Consider the following 18,868-nt stretch of genomic DNA (forward strand, 5'->3'; position numbering starts at 1 on the left):
CGCATGAAGACCATCACTTCGCGCGACAACCCGCTGTACAAGGAACTCAAGCACCTCGCCACCAGCTCGCAGGCGCGCCGCAAGGCCGGCCGCACGCTGCTCGACGGCGTGCACCTGAGCCAGGCCTGGCTCGACATGCGCGGCGCGCCGCTGCAATGCATCGTCAGCGAAAGCGCGCTGGCCAACCCGGAGGTTGCCGGCATCGTCATGCGCTGCGAGAACCAGCACGCGCATGTCACCGCGCTGCCGGATGCGCTGTACAACGCGGTCAGCCAGGTCGAACACGGCGTCGGCCTGATGTTCCTGATCGAGACGCCGGCCAGCGAACTGCCCGCCAGCCTGACCGTTAACGCGGTCCTGCTGGATAACGTGCAGGACCCGGGCAACGTCGGCTCGATCCTGCGCAGCGCGGCGGCGGCCGGCATCACCCAGGTCTTCTGCAGCAGCGGCACCGCGTTCTGCTGGTCGCCGAAAGTGCTGCGCGCGGCGATGGGCGCCCACTTCGTCGTCGAGATCTACGAGAACGTCGACCTCGCGTCCCTGATCGCGCCATCGAAGATTGCCGTTATTGCCACCAGCGGCTATGCCACGCAACGCGTGTACGACGCCGACCTGCGCCAGCCGGTCGCCTGGGTCTTCGGGCACGAAGGGCAGGGCGTCGCCGACGACCTGCTGTCGATGGCCACCCAGCAGGTGGTCATCCCCCATTTGGGCCAGGTTGAGTCGCTAAATGTTGCGGCTTGCGCAGCAGTTTGCTTTTTTGAGCAAGTCAGGCAGATTCAGGCGTAGACGACAGCCTGAACTCAGCGTACCCTCTTGGGATAGAGCAACAGTGGAGTTTGAAGAGTGGACATCGCCCATTTGCATTTTTTGGTAGCCGAAGCGGACCAGGCCCAGCGTCTCGCGGTCGTGGACATGCTCGGCAAGCTGGGCGCCAGCCAGGTTTCCGAAGTTCCGGACGGTCATTCGACCCTGCGGTTCCTGAACGAATCGTTCGCCCCCGCGGTGGATATCGCCATCGTCGACCTGTCGCTGCCGGGCATGGACGGGCTGGAACTGATCCGCACGCTGGCGGGCCAGAACTGCCGCTCGCGCATGATCGTCGTCGGCGCGCAGCCGTCCAACCTGCTGTTTTCGGTCGAGACGATGGCGCAGGCCTATGGCCTCGACCTGCTGGGCAGCATCGCCAAGCCGGTGACGGTCGCGCGCCTGCAGGCGCTGATTGAAAATTTCGTCCCGCCGCCGCAGCGTTCCGAACCCCCCCACGGCCCGACCTTCTCGTTCTCCGATATCGGCGTCGGCCTTCAGGCGCGCCAGTTCGAACCCTACTTCCAGCCGAAGATCGAGCTGGCCACCGGCCAGGTCAAGGGGCTGGAGACGTTCGCGCGCTGGGAGCATCCGGAGCACGGAGTGCTGGGGCCGCACGCCTTCATCGACGCGCTCGAACAGCACAACCGCATCGACTTCCTCGACTGGACCATGATCGAAAAATCGGTCGAGCGCTGCCGCGAGTTCCAGGACAAGGGCACGCCGATTCCGATCTCGATCAACCTGGCGCAGGAGACGATCGCGCATCCGGGATTCATCCAGCAAATCACGGCCTGCGTGCAGCGGCATCGCGTGATGCCTGACTATATAACGTTCGAGATGCCCGAATCGTCGGTGCTGACCACAGACCCGTCCTTCCTGGAGCGGCTGGTGCGCTTGCGGATGATGGGGTTCGGGCTGGCGATTGACGACTACGGCACGGGCAGGTCGAACCTGCAGCTGCTGGCGCGGGTGCCGTTCACGGAGCTGAAGATCGACCGCAGCTTTGTCGATGGCGCGTCGAAGAAGCGGGCGCTGGGCACGGTGCTGAGTTCGTGCCTCGGGCTGGCGCGCAGCCTTGACCGGATGTCGGTCGCGGTGGGCGTCGAGACCAGGCAGGACTGGGATTTCCTGCAGGGGCTGGGATGCACCTATGCGCAGGGGTACCACATCGCCAAGCCGATGGAAGCGGAAGCGTTTCCGGGGTGGCTGGAGGATTGGCGGCATTTCTTCTGATGCCGTCATTCCCGCGCAAGCGGGAATCCATAGTCGCGTGCTACACATATGACGCATGGGTTCCCGCTTTCGCGGGAACGACATCTACCTCAATAATCCCGACGGTCCGGCTTGATCTCCTGAAGGATGGTCGTCGCGATCTCCTCAATCGACTTGGTCGTCGACGACAGCCACCTGATCCCCTCGCGCTTCATCATCAGCTCCGCCTCGTTCACCTCATAGCGGCAGTTCTCGATCGACGCGTACTTGCTGCCCGCGCGGCGCTCGTGGCGGATCTCCGACAAACGCTCCGGCGTGATGCTCAAACCGAAAATCTTGTGCCGGAACGGCGGCAGCGACGACGGCAGCTTGCCGCGCTCGAAATCGTCCGGGATCAGCGGGTAGTTGGCCGCCTTGATCCCGTACTGCATCGCCAGGTAAAGGCTGGTCGGCGTCTTGCCCGAGCGCGACACGCCCACCAGAATCACATCCGCGCCCGACAGATTCTTGTGCGACTGCCCGTCGTCGTGCGCGAGCGAGAAGTTGATGGCCTCGATCCGGTTCTTGTATTCCTCGCTGTCGACGATATTGTGCGAGCGGCCCACCGTGTGGGTCGACTTCATCCCGAGCTCCTGCTCCAACGGCGCGACAAAGGTCTGGATCAAATCCATATGCATGCCGTCGGCCTGGCGGATCACCTGCGACAGGTCGTGCTTGACCAGGGTCGAAAACACGATCGGGCGCTGCCCGTCGGTGTTGACGGCTTCGTTAATCTTGCGCTTGGCGTCGTAGGCCTTGTCGAGGGTGTCGATGAACGGCAGGCGCACCTGGCGGAACTTCATCTCGAACTGCGTCAATACGGCGTGCCCGAAAGTCTCGGCCGTGATGCCGGTGCCGTCGGAAACGAAGAAAACGGTGCGCGCCGAGGTCGGCAAGGGGGAACGGGTTTCTAAGGTCATTATGTGGTCTGCATCTGATGCTGCCATTGATTCAAGGTTGTGCGCTGTAAATTCACCGCACAGGCTGTAAAATGCTCTGCAACGGATTCAATTGTGCTGCACGACGCCAAGAATAACAAGAATACCGGGCGGCCCGGAGTTGGGTAGCATTGCCTCACGCGAAGATTTCTATCATCAGTAAGGGTATTTACCATGACCAACTTGTCTAACGCTGCACGGAAGGAGCCCGATCAGGCCGATTCGAGCGTGTATGTCGCTTCATTTGAAGAGTTGCGCATGACGGATGTCGAATCCGTCGGCGGCAAGAACGCTTCGCTTGGGGAGATGATCAGCCAGCTGGCGCACGCCGGCGTGCGCGTGCCGGGGGGCTTTGCCACCACCGCGCAGGCATTCCGCGATTTCCTCGATCACAGCATCGACGGCGGCCCATCGCTGGGCGACCGCATCGCGACCCGCCTCGAAGGCCTGAACATCGACGATGTGCGTTCGCTGGCCCAGGCTGGAGCCGAGATCCGCCAGTGGATCGTCGAGACGCCATTCCAGCCGCGCCTCGAAAAAGAGATTCACGCGTTCTACGACCGCCTGGTCGCCGATTCGGCCACCGAGATGTCGTTCGCGGTACGCTCCTCCGCCACCGCGGAAGACCTTCCGGATGCATCTTTCGCGGGCCAGCAGGAGACCTTCCTGAACGTGGTCGGCATCGACAACGTGCTCGAAGCGATGAAGCACGTGTTCGCATCGCTGTACAACGACCGCGCGATTTCGTACCGCGTGCACAAGGGCTTCACCCACGCCGAAGTCGCGCTGTCGGCGGGCGTGCAGCGCATGGTCCGTTCCGACCTGGGCGCGGCCGGCGTGATGTTCACCATCGATACCGAGTCCGGCTTCAAGGACGTGGTGTTCGTCACTTCCAGCTACGGCCTGGGCGAGACGGTGGTGCAGGGCGCGGTCAACCCGGACGAATTCTACGTCCACAAGCCAATGCTCGAACTGGGCAAGCTGCCGGTCATCCGCCGCAACATCGGCTCGAAGCTGATCAAGATGGAATTCACCGACGAAACCAAGGCTGGCCGCTCGGTCAAGACCGTCGACGTGCCGATCGAAATGCGCAACCGCTACTCCCTGAACGATGCTGAAGTCGTCGAACTGGCGAAGTACGCCGTCATCATCGAGAACCACTATGGCCGCGCGATGGACATCGAGTGGGGCAAGGACGGCCGCGACGGCAAGCTGTACATCCTGCAGGCGCGCCCTGAAACGGTGAAGTCGCAGCAGAAGGCGACCGACGCGCAGCAGCGCTTCAAGCTCAAAGGCACGGGTACGGTCCTGACCTCCGGCCGCGCAATCGGCCAGAAGATTGGCGCAGGTCCGGTGCGCGTCATCACCGACCCGTCGGAGATGGAACGTGTGCAGCCGGGCGACGTGCTGGTGGCCGACATGACTGACCCGAACTGGGAACCGGTCATGAAGCGTGCGTCTGCGATTGTGACGAACCGCGGCGGCCGTACCTGCCACGCGGCGATCATCGCACGGGAGCTGGGCGTGCCTGCGGTTGTCGGCTGCGGTGATGCGACCGAGCTGCTCAAGGATGGCACCTTCGTGACGGTATCCTGCGCCGAAGGCGACGAAGGCCGCGTCTACGACGGCCTGCTGGAAACCGAAGTGTCGGAAGTTTCGCGCGGCGAACTGCCGCCGCTGAAGACCAAGATCATGCTCAACGTCGGCAACCCGCAGCTGGCCTTCGACTTCCAGTCGGTGCCGAATGCAGGTGTCGGCCTGGCGCGCCTTGAGTTCATCATCAACAACAACATCGGCGTGCACCCGAGGGCCATCCTCGAGTATCCGAACATCGATGCGGACCTGAAGAAGGCAGTCGAGTCGGTCGCACGCGGCCACGCTTCGCCAAAGGCGTTTTACGTCGACAAGCTGGCCGAAGGCATTGCGACCATCGCAGCCGCGTTCTGGCCGAAGCCGGTCATCGTGCGCCTGTCCGACTTCAAGTCGAACGAGTACAAGAAGCTGATCGGCGGTTCGCGCTACGAGCCGGACGAGGAAAACCCGATGCTGGGCTTCCGCGGCGCGGCGCGCTACCTGGCGGCGGACTTTGCCGGCGCATTCGAAATGGAATGCGAGGCGATGAAGCGCGTGCGTAACGACATGGGCCTGACCAACGTCGAGATCATGGTGCCGTTCGTGCGTACCGTGGGCCAGGCCGAGAAGGTCGTCGACCTGCTGGGCAAGAATGGCCTGAAGCGCGGCGAGAACGGCCTGCGCCTGATCATGATGTGCGAAGTGCCTTCGAACGCTATCCTCGCGGACGAGTTCCTCAAGCACTTCGACGGCTTCTCGATCGGCTCGAACGACCTGACCCAGCTGACCCTGGGCCTGGATCGCGACTCGGGCATGGCGCTGCTGGCGGCCGACTTCGACGAGCGCGACCCGGCCGTCAAGGCGATGCTGTCGATGGCAATCAAGGCCTGCCGCGCGCAGGGCAAGTACATCGGCATCTGCGGCCAGGGGCCATCGGACCATCCGGACTTCGCCGCATGGCTGATGGCCGAAGGGATCGAGTCGATGTCGCTGAACCCGGACTCGGTGGTCGAAACGTGGCAGAAACTCGCGGCCATGTAAGTAAAACGATGATGTTGACTCTTCGCTAAAACTGGATACACTACAGGCATCAATTCAGCGAATCCAAACATTATAAAAACTTATACCATCGCGTCAGGAACCCTCGCAGCCTTCACAGGCTTCGGGGGTTTTTGTATTTTGAAATGGCAGTTCCAGAGGAGAGTGTGATGAACGACTGGGTATTGTGGCTGATCATGGCCGGCGTACTGGTGGCACTGGAGATGTTCACCGGGACCTTCTACCTGTTGATGATTGCGGTCGGACTCGGCTTCGGCGCGCTGGCCGCGCTGTTCGGCATGTCGGTACCGGCGCAGACGATTGTCGCAGCGGTGGTCGGCGTCATCGCGACTGGCATTTTGCACCGCAGCCGCTTTGGCCGTCCGGCCAAGCACAATGCGGCGCGCGACCCGAACATGAACATCGATATCGGCCAGCGCCTGGACGTGTCCGAGTGGCAGGGCGGCCGGGCGCGTGTGATGTATCGGGGCGCGCTGTGGGACGTCGAGCTGGGGCACGGAGCCATACCGGAAGCGGGCAGCTTCAAGATCGTCGAGGTGCAGGGCAGCCGGCTGATCGTCGCGAATTCATAATAATCAAACGGAAAGAGGATCAATCATGGAGTTATTTGGCAGCGTAGCGACGGTCCTGTTCATCGTCGCACTGGTATTCGTATTCAAGACCATCAACGTGGTGCCGCAGCAGCATGCGTGGGTAGTGGAGCGGCTCGGCAAATATCACGCGACGCTTGCGCCAGGCCTGAATATCGTCATCCCGTTCATCGACCGCATCGCCTACAAGCACTCGCTCAAGGAGATCCCGCTCGACGTGCCGCCGCAGGTCTGCATCACGCGCGATAACACGCAGCTGCAGGTCGACGGCATTTTGTACTTCCAGATCACCGATGCGATGCGCGCGTCGTACGGCTCGTCGAACTACCTCGCCGCGATCACCCAGCTGGCGCAGACCACGCTGCGTTCGGTCATCGGCAAGATGGAGCTCGACAAGACGTTCGAAGAGCGCGACCACATCAACACGACCATCGTCAACGCGATCGACGAGTCGGCCGCCAACTGGGGCGTGAAGGTGCTGCGCTACGAGATCAAGGACCTGACGCCGCCGCAGGAGATCCTGCATGCGATGCAGGCGCAGATTACGGCGGAGCGCGGCAAGCGCGCGCTGATCGCGGCGTCCGAAGGCCGCCAGCAGGAACAGATCAACATCGCGACCGGCGAACGCGAAGCGGCGATTGCGCGCTCCGAAGGCGAAAAGCAGGCATCGATCAACCGCGCCGAAGGCCAGGCCAAGGCGATTGTTGCGCTGGCCGAGGCGAATGCAGACGCGCTGCGCCAGATCGGCGCGGCGATCCGCGAGCCGGGCGGCACCGAGGCGGTCAACCTGAAAGTGGCGGAGCAGTACGTGCACGCCTTCGAGAGCCTCGCCAAGACCAACAACTCGATCATCGTGCCGGCCAACCTGTCCGACATGAGCGGCCTGATTGCCAGCGCTATGCAGATCGCCAAGGCGCAGAAATAAACGGTGGATGCAGTGATGGATGGCTTGCACCCAGGTACCGGAGTTCCGCAGCGATTGAAGGCGAGACCGATGCTCTATGCGCTGCTGTTAATTACAGCCGGCGAGAGTTTTATCGTGACCGCCGCCAACGACCGTCCACACGTAGATGTCATGGCTTTGCTCGAGGTGGCCTCAAACTTTGTCGCGTTTGTCTGGTATTGCCGGGACAGCGATGCGATGGGTTACAAACGCTCGTCCGGGCTAAACATCGCCGTCATCCTCCTTGGCCCGTTTGGGGTCGCATTTTATCTGGTGCGAAGCCGGCCAAAGGGTAAGCGGCTGCGCGCGGTCCTGCGATTGCTGGGCTTCGTTTGCCTGCTGGTCGGCGCATCGGTGCCTGGCACGATCATCGGCGCTATCCTCACATGACCTATTGGAGAAGGCGTCAATGAAAGTTATCGTTATTACCGGGGCCTCGGACGGGATCGGGGCAGAGATGGCGCGCCAGCTGGCGCACGCACACGGCAGTGCCGTGGCGCTTGTGCTGGCGGCCCGTAATGAGCAGCTGCTGATGGAAGTGGCGGGCCAGTGCGAGGCGCTCGGCGCGCAGGCCCTGGTGGTGCCGACCGATGTCACGGTGCAGGACCAGTGCATCCGGCTGACCGACAAGGCAGTGGAGCGATTCGGACGTATCGATGCGTTGCTCAACAACGCGGGACGTTCGGCGCATGCGCTGTTTGAAGAAGTCGCAGACCTTGGCTGGTATGAAGAGCTTATGCGGATCAACCTGTGGGGTAGCGTGTGGTGTACGCACGCGGCGCTGCCGCATTTGAAAGCCTCGAAGGGTTCGATCGTGGCGGTGTCGTCGATTGTCGGACTGGTTGGCGTGCCTGGCAGGACGGCTTATGCGGCGACGAAGTTTGCGATGACCGGGTTTTTCGAGACGCTGCGCATGGAGCTCAAACGGGCTGGTGTCAGCGTAACGACGGCGTATCCGGGCGTGGTGGCGACCAGGATTCGGGTGCGCGGGTTTAATGCGGAAGGCAAGCCGGCGGGCGTGAGCAAGCTGAAGGAAGACGACGCGATGAGCGTGGAGGAGTGTGCGCGCCTGATCATCGAGGGCATGAACCGGCGCGAGCGCGAAGTCGTGATGACGTTGAAGGCGAAGGTCGGGCGCTTCCTGAAGCTGGTCGCGCCCGGCATGGTGGAGGATATGGCGCTGGCGGCTGTCAAGGACGACGCAAAGCCGCATTAGCACCACTACCCCGTTACGCGCCTTAGGCTCAGAAGTCTGCTGACGCGGAGACTGCTACCGTGCGCGGGGCTCCTTGCACGAGGTAGCCCGAACCCGGGAAGCCGCCGGCGGATGCCCAGTAGTCTTTGCCAGTTGCGTTATCGACGCGTGCGCGTAGCGTGACGGCGCGGTCGGCGATACGCGTCGCGTAGCTTGCGCCCAAGTCCAGGCGCGCCCATGACGGCAGCTTCTGCAGGTTGGCGCCGTCGGCGAACTGGCCGGACGTGTACAGCGTGCGCGCCGTCAGCGTCAGGCCATCCACTCCCGACACATCCCATTCGGCGCCAAGGTTCAACTGCGTCTCCGGCACGCCGATGACATCCTTCCCCTGAGTGATGTCGCTCGCAGTCATGCGCTGCTCCGCATCGAGCAAGGTCAGGCCGCCCAGCAGGCGCACGCCACGCGCCGGCGTACCGAATACCGACAGTTCGAGGCCGCGGTTGCGCTGCTCGCCAAACACGCCGAAGTGGCGGTCGACGACGTAGGCAGCTGGCTGCGATGTGGTAAACAGCGCCGCGCTCATGCCCAGTTTGCCGCCGTCGTACTTGACGCCCACTTCCTTCTGCTTCGACGTGAACGGCGCGAACGCCTCGCCGACATTGTCAATATTCGTGCCGGATGCGACCGCGCCTTGCTGCAGGCCTTCGATATAGTTCGCGTAGACCGAGACGCCGGCCCACGGCTTGTACACGATGCCGGCAACCGGCGTGACTTCGCCCTGGTCGTACGCCGAGTTCTCGATACCGGTGTTGTAGTCGTAGCTGTAGGCTTTGATTTTCTGGTGGCGTGCACCGACGGTCACCAGCAGTTTTCCATCGGCCAGCGCCATCGTGTCGGCCACTGCGTAGCTCGACAAAATACTCTTCTGGGTCAGCAGCGGATTGTTCATGTCGCCGCCAGTGAAGAAGTTAGCCTGTGGCGCGGCTACGTCGACCGGACGATAGATGTTCGTGGCGAAGCCGGTGAAGAAATCGCTCATCGCGTAGGCGTTGCGCGACTCCTGCGAGAAGCCCGACACGGTGGCGCTGAGCGTATGGCCCACGGCACCGGTGCGCAGCTTGCCGCGTACGCCGATTTCGCCCGTGCGAACGTGGTCGGTGCGGGCGTTGTCGAAGCGGTACATGATGGCGCTTCCATCTGCCTTGCCAACTGTCGGCGCGGCCAGGATATTCATCTCGTCGCCCGAACGGACGCCGAAAGCGCCCCATGCAACTGCGTCGGCGCCGAGATCTACCTCAGCGCGCAGGGTGCCGAAGGTGTCGCGCTCCGTGGACGTGGTCCATGGCTGCGCCCAGTTGCTGGCGCCCTTAGGCGCCGCTGGCACAGGGATGCCTGCGGCGAGCGTCACGCTTGGGCGCGCATTGTCCAGCGTGTGGTCCTGGTAGCCCGCGTCGGCCGATACGCGGAAGTTGTTGCCGCGGTAGTCGAGTCCAATCGAGAACAGGCTCAATTCGCGCTCTTCGCGGTCGACGGCGGTGTCGCCCTTGCGCTTGGCGGCGTTGATGCGTACGCCCGCACGGCCTTCGGGACCGAAGCGGCGTCCGATGTCGGCTGCTGCATACGCCTGGCCGCCACTTTCGACGCCGGCCGTGAACTGGGTCAGCGGCGTGTTGGAGGCGCGCTTGGGCACCAGGTTGATCGAACCGCCGACGCCACCGCCGCCCGGCGCTGCGCCGTTGACGAAGCTGTTCGCACCGCGGAATACTTCGACACGCTCAAGCAGTTCCGATGCGACGAACTGGCGCGGCAGCAGGCCATACAGGCCGTTGTAGGCCAGGTCGTCCGAGTTCACCGCGAAGCCGCGGATCACATACAGCTCCTGGTAGTTGCCGAATCCGCGCGCCACGCGCACCGACGGGTCGTTCTGCAGCACGTCGGCGACGCTGCGCGCCTGCTGGTCCTGGATCAGCGCCTGGGTGTAGTTCATGGTGTTAAACGGCGTGTCCATCACGTCCACGTTGCCGAGCAAGCCGAGGCGGCCGCCTCGCGCTACCTGTCCGCCGGCGTAGGCCGATGGCAGGCCTTGCGCCGATGCGTCGGCCGATGCGCTGATCACGACGGTCGGCGTGACGGCGGCGTCGCTGCTCGCGGTCTGTGCGTGGGCGACAGAGCTGGTAACGATCAGGGCGGCGAAGGCGACAGGCGAGAGCTTGAAGGGGGGGGTGTGCATGGAATTTTTTCTTAATAATGAGAACGATTCTCATTTTACTTCGGAACGCTCGTCTTGTAAATGAGAACGATTTGCATTAAGATCTCAGGATATTCCTCTATGATGTTTTCCGATGACCCCTGTTACCGTCCGCCGCTGGGCATGGATCCACAAATGGAGCAGCCTCGTCTGCACCGTGTTTATGCTGCTGCTCTGCCTGACCGGGCTGCCGCTGATCTACCACCATGAGATCGGCCACCTGCTTGGTAACGACGTCGAGGCGCCGGCGATGGCGGCCGGGTCACCGAAGGCGAACCTCGACGACGTGATCGCAGCCGGGAAGGCGATGTACCCGGGGAAGATCATGATGTACATGTCGCAGGAAGCGGACGAGCCGGACATCTGGAACCTGACGCTGGGCGACCACCCGACCGATGAAGATTACAAGCCGATTGCGGTGGACGCGCGCACCGCGAAGGTGATCGCGGAACCTGCGTTCGAAGGCGGCGCCTTCATGTCGACCATGTTCCACCTTCACGTCGACCTGTTCGCGGGCCTGTGGGGCAAGCTGTTCCTCGGGCTGATGGGCCTGCTGCTGCTGGTGGCGCTGGTGTCTGGCGTCGTGCTGTACTCGCCGTTCATGCGCAAGCTCGAATTCGGCACGGTCCGGCGCGACCGCTCGCCGCGCACCAAGTGGCTCGACCTGCACAATGTGCTCGGCATCGTCACGCTGGTGTGGGCGCTGGTGGTGGGCGCGACCGGCATGATCAATACCTGGGCCGACGTGCTGCTGAAGTACTGGCAGGCGACCGAACTGGCCGAGATGGTCAAGCCTTACCAGGGCATGGCCGCACCGACCAAGCTGGCGTCGATGGAACGGTCGATCAAGCTGGCCGAGGCCTCGGAGCCGGGCATGAAAGTCGGCTTCGTCGCGTTCCCGGGTACGCCGTTCGCGACGCCGCATCACTACGGCGTGTTCATGCGCGGTGATGAGGCGTTTTCGTCGCGCCTGTACAGGCCTGTGCTGATCGACGCCCAGACGGCGGAGATGACGGACCGCCGCACGCTGCCCTGGTACCTGACCGCGCTACTGGTGTCGCAGCCGCTGCACTTTGGCGACTACGGCGGCGCATGGATGCAGTTCTTGTGGGCGATGCTCGATATCGCTACCATCGTCGTGCTGGGAAGCGGCTTGTACCTGTGGGTGAAGCGCGGGAGGACTGCGAAGGCTGAAGCCGCGCTGCCGTCGGCGAACGTGCCGCAAGCGGCATTCGCCCGCAAGGAGGCGCGATGAAGCGGCGAACCAACAGCACCTGGCGCGCCCCAGTCATGTTTGGCGTGCTGACCAGCGTCGGCCTGATCTCCGCGCTGCTTGGCGACGGCTTGTGGGACGCGCTGTCGGCAGTGACGCTGGGAGTTCCCGTCGCAGCGTGCGCATGGTACGGATTCAAGCGCTGACCCGCGCTCCCGGTTTAAGCTTGGCTAAAGAATAACTGCGTATAACTGCGGGCATACCAACCACAGATGGGGCCTGAAATGAAAAGCTGGATTAGCGCAAACAAGGGATTCCTCATGTTCCTCGTCCTCTTCGGTGTGTTCCGCACCGCGGTGGCGGACTGGAACCCGGTTCCGACAGGTTCGATGCGGCCTAACCTGCTCGAAGGCGACGTGGTGTTCGTCAACCGGCTTGCATATAACCTGAAGGTGCCGCTGACCGACGTGGTGGTAGCGCAGCTTGGCGATCCGGCGCGCGGCGATGTGGTTACCTTCAGCTCCCCGAAGGACGGTACCCGCCTGATCAAGCGCCTGGTCGCGCTGCCTGGCGACGTGGTCGAGATGCGCAATGAGCGGCTGGTGATCAATGGCCAGGAGGCGGCGTATGACATGGTCGGTTCGGTCTCCGAACAGGTCGGTGGTTCAAGCACCTACACCACGGCGCTCCAGCTGACCGAAACGACGGATGGCAAGCAGCGCCCGATCCTCGTCATGCCGCAGGTACAGGCGATGCGTAACTTCGGGCCGGTGACGGTACCGGCCGGCCAGTACATGATGTTGGGCGATAACCGCGACAACAGCGCCGATTCGCGCTTTATCGGCTTCGTCCCGCGCGCGCTGCTGATTGGCCGGGCCGAGCGGGTGCTGGTCTCGGCCGACATCAAGGGCAACTGGATGCCGCGCGGGTCGCGCTTTTTGATGGCGCTGGACTGATTACTCGCTGTCGGCCACGTCGCCCCGGGCCACGTCGATGCGGCCATACAGCCCGTGTTCCTCGTCACCCGGTCCGGCGGTGAAGAACAGGGTGTTGAGGGGCTGGTTGTTGACCCCATTTCCGAACGCGAGTCCCCATAGTCCATCGATGCGAATCGGCTCGCGGTCGGTGCCGCGCAGGCGCCCGGCGAAGCGGCCGTTGGCGATATCGTAGGCGTTTATCGCACCGTCGCCGAAATTGCCCACCAACAGCCGGTTGCCGAATTTGCCGAAGCTGGCCGGCGCCAGCGCCAGTCCCCACGGCGCGTTCAGGGCGCCGCGCGTGATCAGGCGGCGTACGAATTCACCGGTCGGGCTGAAGACCGACACCAGCCCCAGTCCGCGCCCGGCCACTTCATGGTCTCGGTCAGCGTCCTGCTTCGCATACGTCACATAGATATCGCCGCCGATCGCCTGGATGCCGAAAGGCGCGAAGCAGTGCGGCAGGTGCGGGTCGTGGAAGGCGCGGGCGGGCAGGACGACGGGCTGGAAGGCGGCGTCGAACACGTCGACGCGACCGTTATGGAAGTCGGTCGCGTACAACAGCGCGCCCTGGCCGCTGGCGCCGATGGCCAGGCCTTTGTACACCGCGCCGAGCGGCGAGTTGTCGACCACGCGGATCGCGTTGGTGAAGTCGACGTTGGGCGCCCATCCAGAGATGACTCCGTCCTCGCCGGCGAAGATGAAGCGGCTTGGGCCCGACGAGCTGCCGTTGCTGACGACGAAACCACCGCCGCCGTAGAACGCGATGCCGGTCGGCTCGCCGCGTTCGGAGGAACCGGCTGGGGGAGGAATCGTCACCACCAGCGACTGCGGATGGCCGTCGCCGTCGTACAGGGTCGACAGGCCGGTGCCCTCGTCGCTCACCCACACGAATCCGAAGGGATTGAAGGCGATGCCCCAGGCGTTGACCAGGTTCGGGTCGATATTTTCGGCGCCCAGCGCGGCGAGGTTGGCCACCAGCTTGCGAACTTCATAATAAGAGGGGAGATGCACGATGGGCAGCTCGGGCCGTGCCTGCAAGGGCTGGCTGCCGGTCAGGTGACGGAGGAAGGCGTTCATTTTGGACTCCTGCGATGGCAAATCAGACGGACACAACCGTGATAATCGGCGCGTTTCGGCAGGGCGCGTTGAGATCGCGTAAAGAATGGCAGCGGCGTTAACGGTAGTAAAAGTTGGGTCGTCGGTAACCTTTCCGAAATTCCCGTAAAATCGCGGCCTCGGATGGCGCGCGCAATGCGGTGCCGGCATTTTTAAAGGCATTGCATGCAGCGACTGTTAACGGTAATTCTGGCTCTTTTGGGCATGGTGGGCGCGCTCGCGATCGACACCTACCTGCCATCCATCCCCGCCATCGGGCGCGAATTCGCGGTCGGGCCGCTGGCCGTGCAGCAGACGCTCAGCGTGTTCCTGTTCACGTTCGCGTTCATGATGCTGTTTTACGGGACGCTGTCCGACTCGTTCGGGCGCCGTCCGGTGATCCTGGTGGCGCTGGCGGTGTACACGCTGTCGTCGCTGGGTGCGGCATTCGCGCCGACCTTCGGCTGGCTGCTGGTCTGCCGCGCGCTGCAAGGGCTGGCGGCGGGCGCCGGCTCGGTGATCGGGCAGGCGATCGTGCAGGACCGCTTCTCGCACGACCAGTCGCACGCGCAGCGGATCATGTCGCACATCATGATGGTGTTCGGGCTGGCGCCGGCGATCGCGCCGATCCTGGGCGGCTGGCTGCACGTGACATTCGGCTGGCGCTCGACGTTTATCTTCCTGGCCGTGTTCGGCGCGCTGCTGATCGCGCTGGTGTACCGCATGCTGCCTGAGAGCCTGCCGAAGGAGCAGCGCCATGCCTTCCACGGCGTGGCGATCGCGAAGAACTACCTGAAGGTGCTGAAGAACCCGCAGTTCCTGCTGCTGTCGCTGTCGGTGGGGATGGCGTTTGGCGGGCTGTCGCTGTACATCGGCTCGGCGGCGAACTTCGTGCTGGAGATTCTGCACCTGCCCGAGACTGCGTTCGGCTGGCTGTTCGTACCTTTGATCAGCGGTATGGTGATTGGTTCGGCGTGGGGCGGCAAGAAGGCCGGCAAGATCGATCCCGCGCGCCTGGTGTGGCTTGGTTTCGGGGTGATGGCGCTGGCGGGTGTGCTCAACGTCGGCTACAACTCGCTGTTCGTAGCCGACATCCCGTGGGCGGTGCTGCCGCTGATGATCTACACGTTCGGGCTGGCGGTGGCGATGCCGGCGATCCAGGTCGGCGCACTGGGGCTGTTCCCGGCCAACCGCGGGCTGGCCTCGTCGATGCTGTCGTTCATCCAGATGATGGCGTTCGCGCTGGTATCTGGCCTGCTGGCGCCGGTACTCTTTGACAGTGCGTTGAAGCTGGCTTGGGGTGTGATGGCCGGGCTCGTGGCAGGTTTCCTGTGCTGGCGCCTCAGCCTTCGCGTCCAGACCCCACAGCAGCAATAAAGAATCGGGTCAACGTGACCCGGTCCGTCCCCGGGGTCTGTCCCCAGGGACGGACCCCGAAGTCCTTTGCAACTTTTCGTTCGGAATGCGGGCCGTGATGGGGTAGGAAAACGCGAACGGGGTCTGTCCCCGGGGACGGACCCCGATTTTGGAAGTCTTTCGGAATGAAATACTTAGCGGTGGCTAACGGGTGTTTTGCTTCATCGCGCTGGCGACTTCGCGCTTGGCGTCCCGGTCTTTCTCGGTGGCGCGCTTGTCGTGCTGCTTCTTGCCCTTGGCGAGACCAATCTCGCACTTGACCCGCCCACCCTTGAAATGCAAATTCAGCGGCACCAGCGTGTAGCCGGAGCGCTCGACCTTGCCGATCAGCTTGTCGATCTCGGTGCGGTGGAGCAGTAATTTGCGCGTGCGGATGGCTTCCGGGTGGCTGAACGCCGACGCGGTGTTGAGGGCGCTGACGTGCGCGCCGAAGAGGTATAGCTCATCGCCACGCACGACGACGTACGCTTCCTTGATCTGGACGCGCGATTCGCGAATGGCTTTTACTTCCCATCCTTCCAGCACAATGCCGGCCTCATAGCGGTCTTCGATGAAGTAGTCGTGAAATGCTTTTCTGTTGTCTGCAATGCTCATGAAATAGCGAAATAGCGCGGTTCGGTTAAACTACTAATGCAACATATCCAACATCATAACAAACGGCTGACTCATGGCAGTAGTGCACAAAACAGTTTTTCTGGGTTATAGCGCAGAACAAATGTTCGACCTGGTGGCGAACGTGGAAGATTATCCGAAATTCCTGCCCTGGTGCGGCGGTGTCAAAATCCTCGAACGCACCGACGACACGCTGGTCGCCTGCCTCGCGATCCATTTTCACGGCGTGCGCCAGAGTTTCACGACCCGGAATCACAATCTCCGCCCGACCCAGATGAAAATGAAACTGGTCGATGGTCCATTCAAAGTCATGGATGGCACCTGGACTTTTAAAGCCCTGCGCCCCGACGCCTGCAAAGTCGAACTGGACCTGCACTATGAGTTTTCGAGCATTATCCTCGAGCAGCTGATCGGACCCGTGTTCGGTATGATCGCCAACAGTATGGTCGATTCCTTCTGCAAGCGTGCGGAAACCGTTTATGGCTGACCTGGTCAACGTGCAGCTGTGCTACGCAGCGCCGTTGCGGGAGTATTTCCGCGAGCTGGCCGTCGCTCCGGGCACGACGATCGAACAGGCGATCGCGCAGAGCGGAATACTGCAGGACATTCCGGGCATCGACCTGGAAACCCAGCAAGTCGGCATCTTCGGCAAGAAACGCCCTCTCGACACCGTACTGCGCGAGCGCGACCGCATCGAAATCTACCGTCCCCTCGTCGCCGATCCGAAGGATTCGCGCCGAAGGCGCAGTGAGAAGAGGGCGGCAGCGGCCTGATTAACGGCAGGCGGCGAGGATCTTGTTCGCCTTCGCATTGGCCAGCGCGCGTTCGGCGTCGCTCATGAAGGTTTGCTCGCCGCTTTGACTCACGCTGCCGATGCGCGCGCCGGAATCCAGCTGCATCCTGTACTCACGCGCCGCGGCGCATTGCTCGGCCTTCGCCGCCTTCGCCTGCGCCTCGGCCGCCGCCTTCCTGTCCGCCGCGGCCTTGTCGCTGACCCGCTTGTTGAATTCGACGTCGCGCTCGGCCATCGTCGGCGGCGCCTTTTTTTCAGTCTCCGCCACAGAAGCAGGCTTCGGCTGGTCCGGGTCTCGCGCCACGATGGCGACCGCCGGACGGCCAGGCGCCTTCAGGATATCCTTCTCAGGCACCGACGAGGGCGGCGAACGGTCGGAAAACTGTTTGATCCCTTTCGCGTCGATCCACACGTACTGCGCCTGCGCCAGTCCGGCGACCAGCGACAGCGCTGCGACCGCCAGCAGGCGCCGGCAAGGGGAGTATCTATTCATCTGCATTATTTCCATAAAGAAGCTTTGTACCGATTTCCTCATGCCTGAGCCCGCATGTCAACGACGGCCTATGCTTTTCCGCCGAAATGTTGGCTGCTGCAGACGGTCGCCCGGAACTTCTGTATAATTCGCTTTTGCGCCTATAGGAAATACTATGCGTCTACTTCAGAAAGCACTCACATTCGATGACGTGCTGCTCGTTCCGGCTTACTCGAATATCCTGCCAGCCGAAACTTCCCTCAAAACACGTCTGACCCGCAACATCGCGCTCAACATTCCCTTGTTGTCCGCCGCGATGGACACGGTGACCGAAGCACGCCTGGCGATCGCGATGGCGCAAGAAGGCGGCATCGGGATTATTCACAAGAATCTCGGTCCAAAAGACCAGGCCCGCGAAGTTGCGCGCGTAAAACGTTTCGAGGCCGGCGTGCTGCGTGATCCGATCACGATTCCGCCAACCATGAAAATCCGCGACGTGATCGCGCTGACCGTTCAGTACGGCATCAGCGGCTTCCCTGTCGTTGAAGGCAACACCGTCGTCGGCATCATCACCAACCGCGACCTGCGTTTCGAAGAGGAACTCGACGCGGAAGTGCGCGCCAAGATGACCCCGCGCGACAAGCTGGTGTACGTCAAGGAAGGCGCCGATACCGCCGAAGCCAAACGCCTGATGAACAAGCACCGCCTCGAGCGCGTGCTGGTCGTCAACGATGAATTCGAACTGCGCGGCCTGATCACCGTAAAAGACATCCAGAAGTCGCACGAGCACCCGTTCGCGTCGAAAGACGCGCTCGGCAAGCTGCTGGTCGGCGCGGCAGTTGGCGTCAGCCAGCGCGACGAAGAGCGCATCGAGCTGCTGGTCGCGGCCGGCGTGGACGTGCTGGTGGTCGATACCGCCCACGGCCACTCGCAAGGCATCCTCGACCGCGTCAAGTGGATCAAGACCAAGTTTCCGCACATTGACGTGATCGGCGGCAACATCGCCACGGCGGCGGCGGCGCTGGCGCTGGTCGAACATGGCGCCGACGCGGTCAAGGTCGGCATCGGCCCAGGCTCGATCTGCACCACCCGTATCGTTGCAGGCGTCGGGGTGCCGCAGATCACCGCGATCGCCAACGTGGCAGCTGCCCTCGAAGGCACCGGCGTTCCATGTATCGCCGACGGCGGCGTTCGCTTCTCGGGCGACGTGTCGAAGGCGCTGGCAGCTGGCGCATCGACCGTCATGATGGGTTCGATGTTCGCCGGTACCGAAGAAGCGCCGGGCGAAGTGATCCTGTACCAGGGCCGCAGCTACAAGTCGTACCGCGGCATGGGCTCGCTGGGCGCGATGGCCGATGGTTCGGCCGACCGCTACTTCCAGGATGTCGCTTCGCGCGTCGACAAGTTTGTGCCGGAAGGTATCGAAGGCCGCGTTGCCTACAAGGGCAGTGTGGTTGCGATCATTTACCAGCTGGTCGGCGGCGTGCGCCAGTCGATGGGCTACTGCGGTTGCGCGACGATCGACGAGCTGCGCGAAAAAGCCGAGTTCGTGGAAATCACTTCGGCCGGCATGCGCGAATCGCATGTCCATGACGTGCAGATCACCAAGGAAGCTCCGAACTACCGTTCGGAATAACAGTAGGTGCGTGGGCAGGGTTTCCTGCCCACGTTTGCATTCGCC

19 protein-coding genes are annotated in these 18,868 nt (G+C 62.8%); 14 read left to right on the plus strand and 5 right to left on the minus strand.

Going from position 1 to position 18,868, the window contains the following annotated elements; genetic code table 11:
- Positions 1-3: 3 nt before the first annotated feature.
- Complete coding sequence (locus HHL21_RS03130; protein ID WP_169463756.1) at positions 4-789, plus strand: TrmH family RNA methyltransferase; 786 nt, start codon at positions 4-6, stop codon at positions 787-789.
- 57 nt (positions 790-846) lie between these two features.
- Positions 847-2,043, plus strand: a complete 1,197-nt coding sequence (locus HHL21_RS03135; RefSeq protein ID WP_169463757.1) for an EAL domain-containing response regulator — start codon at positions 847-849, stop codon at positions 2,041-2,043.
- Positions 2,044-2,132: 89 nt separating this feature from the next.
- Here the strand turns inward: HHL21_RS03135 and ppsR are convergent, their stop codons facing one another.
- Entirely contained in the window at positions 2,133-2,981 is an 849-nt protein-coding gene (ppsR, locus tag HHL21_RS03140) for a posphoenolpyruvate synthetase regulatory kinase/phosphorylase PpsR (protein ID WP_169463758.1), read from the minus strand.
- A 192-nt stretch (positions 2,982-3,173) separates the two neighbouring features.
- On the opposite strand from ppsR, the gene ppsA reads away from it, so the two are divergent.
- The 5 genes from ppsA to HHL21_RS03165 all read left to right on the plus strand — a co-directional run bounded on the left by ppsA (position 3,174) and on the right by HHL21_RS03165 (position 8,379).
- Positions 3,174-5,612: a phosphoenolpyruvate synthase gene (gene ppsA / locus HHL21_RS03145; protein WP_169463759.1), complete on the plus strand. Its 2,439-nt coding sequence runs from the start codon at positions 3,174-3,176 to the stop codon at positions 5,610-5,612.
- Positions 5,613-5,779: 167 nt separating this feature from the next.
- Positions 5,780-6,202 carry an NfeD family protein gene (locus HHL21_RS03150; protein WP_169463760.1) on the plus strand — a complete coding sequence of 141 codons (423 nt, stop codon included), beginning with the start codon at positions 5,780-5,782 and terminating at the stop codon, positions 6,200-6,202.
- A 25-nt stretch (positions 6,203-6,227) separates the two neighbouring features.
- Entirely contained in the window at positions 6,228-7,145 is a 918-nt protein-coding gene (locus tag HHL21_RS03155; protein ID WP_169463761.1) for an SPFH domain-containing protein, read from the plus strand.
- Between the two features lie 69 nt (positions 7,146-7,214).
- On the plus strand, positions 7,215-7,553 hold the full coding sequence (locus HHL21_RS03160) for a hypothetical protein (RefSeq protein WP_169463762.1): 339 nt from the start codon (positions 7,215-7,217) through the stop codon (positions 7,551-7,553).
- A 19-nt stretch (positions 7,554-7,572) separates the two neighbouring features.
- Entirely contained in the window at positions 7,573-8,379 is an 807-nt protein-coding gene (locus HHL21_RS03165) for an SDR family oxidoreductase (RefSeq protein ID WP_169463763.1), read from the plus strand.
- Between the two features lie 28 nt (positions 8,380-8,407).
- On the opposite strand, the gene HHL21_RS03170 is transcribed toward HHL21_RS03165, so the two are convergent.
- Positions 8,408-10,588, minus strand: coding sequence for a TonB-dependent receptor (locus HHL21_RS03170; protein ID WP_169463764.1), 2,181 nt, complete (start codon positions 10,586-10,588; stop codon positions 8,408-8,410).
- 112 nt (positions 10,589-10,700) lie between these two features.
- Here HHL21_RS03170 and HHL21_RS03175 point away from each other — a divergent pair, with 112 nt between their 5' ends.
- The 3 genes from HHL21_RS03175 (at position 10,701) to lepB (ending at position 12,775) form a co-directional block, all read left to right on the plus strand.
- The gene (locus HHL21_RS03175; protein ID WP_169463765.1) at positions 10,701-11,861 is read left to right on the plus strand and encodes a PepSY-associated TM helix domain-containing protein; all 1,161 of its coding nucleotides are present in this window, start codon (positions 10,701-10,703) and stop codon (positions 11,859-11,861) included.
- The gene (locus HHL21_RS03180) at positions 11,858-12,025 is read left to right on the plus strand and encodes a hypothetical protein (RefSeq protein ID WP_169463766.1); all 168 of its coding nucleotides are present in this window, start codon (positions 11,858-11,860) and stop codon (positions 12,023-12,025) included. The genes HHL21_RS03175 and HHL21_RS03180 overlap by 4 nt, the downstream gene beginning before the upstream one ends.
- Before the next feature lie 78 nt (positions 12,026-12,103).
- Positions 12,104-12,775 (plus strand): signal peptidase I, encoded by a 672-nt coding sequence (lepB, locus tag HHL21_RS03185; protein ID WP_169463767.1) that lies wholly within the window; start codon positions 12,104-12,106, stop codon positions 12,773-12,775.
- Here lepB and HHL21_RS03190 read toward each other — a convergent pair whose 3' ends face one another.
- Complete coding sequence (locus HHL21_RS03190) at positions 12,776-13,876, minus strand: TIGR03118 family protein (protein WP_169463768.1); 1,101 nt, start codon at positions 13,874-13,876, stop codon at positions 12,776-12,778. It abuts the gene before it with no gap.
- A 204-nt stretch (positions 13,877-14,080) separates the two neighbouring features.
- Here HHL21_RS03190 and HHL21_RS03195 point away from each other — a divergent pair, with 204 nt between their 5' ends.
- Positions 14,081-15,271, plus strand: a complete 1,191-nt coding sequence (locus tag HHL21_RS03195; protein ID WP_169463769.1) for a multidrug effflux MFS transporter — start codon at positions 14,081-14,083, stop codon at positions 15,269-15,271.
- 183 nt (positions 15,272-15,454) lie between these two features.
- On the opposite strand, the gene smpB is transcribed toward HHL21_RS03195, so the two are convergent.
- The gene (gene smpB, locus HHL21_RS03200) at positions 15,455-15,904 is read right to left on the minus strand and encodes an SsrA-binding protein SmpB (protein ID WP_169463770.1); all 450 of its coding nucleotides are present in this window, start codon (positions 15,902-15,904) and stop codon (positions 15,455-15,457) included.
- A gap of 73 nt (positions 15,905-15,977) precedes the next feature.
- Here smpB and HHL21_RS03205 point away from each other — a divergent pair, with 73 nt between their 5' ends.
- Entirely contained in the window at positions 15,978-16,409 is a 432-nt protein-coding gene (locus HHL21_RS03205; RefSeq protein WP_169463771.1) for a type II toxin-antitoxin system RatA family toxin, read from the plus strand.
- Positions 16,402-16,695: an RnfH family protein gene (locus HHL21_RS03210; protein ID WP_169463772.1), complete on the plus strand. Its 294-nt coding sequence runs from the start codon at positions 16,402-16,404 to the stop codon at positions 16,693-16,695. The genes HHL21_RS03205 and HHL21_RS03210 overlap by 8 nt, the downstream gene beginning before the upstream one ends.
- Here HHL21_RS03210 and HHL21_RS03215 read toward each other — a convergent pair whose 3' ends face one another.
- Positions 16,696-17,208: a DUF4124 domain-containing protein gene (locus HHL21_RS03215; RefSeq protein WP_169463773.1), complete on the minus strand. Its 513-nt coding sequence runs from the start codon at positions 17,206-17,208 to the stop codon at positions 16,696-16,698.
- Positions 17,209-17,362: 154 nt separating this feature from the next.
- On the opposite strand from HHL21_RS03215, the gene guaB reads away from it, so the two are divergent.
- Positions 17,363-18,823 carry an IMP dehydrogenase gene (guaB, locus tag HHL21_RS03220; protein WP_169463774.1) on the plus strand — a complete coding sequence of 487 codons (1,461 nt, stop codon included), beginning with the start codon at positions 17,363-17,365 and terminating at the stop codon, positions 18,821-18,823.
- The last annotated feature ends 45 nt before the right edge of the window (positions 18,824-18,868 follow it).

This window comes from Massilia polaris (assembly GCF_012927275.1).
In the GTDB taxonomy this organism is placed as follows: Bacteria; Pseudomonadota; Gammaproteobacteria; order Burkholderiales; family Burkholderiaceae_D; genus Telluria_A; species Telluria_A polaris.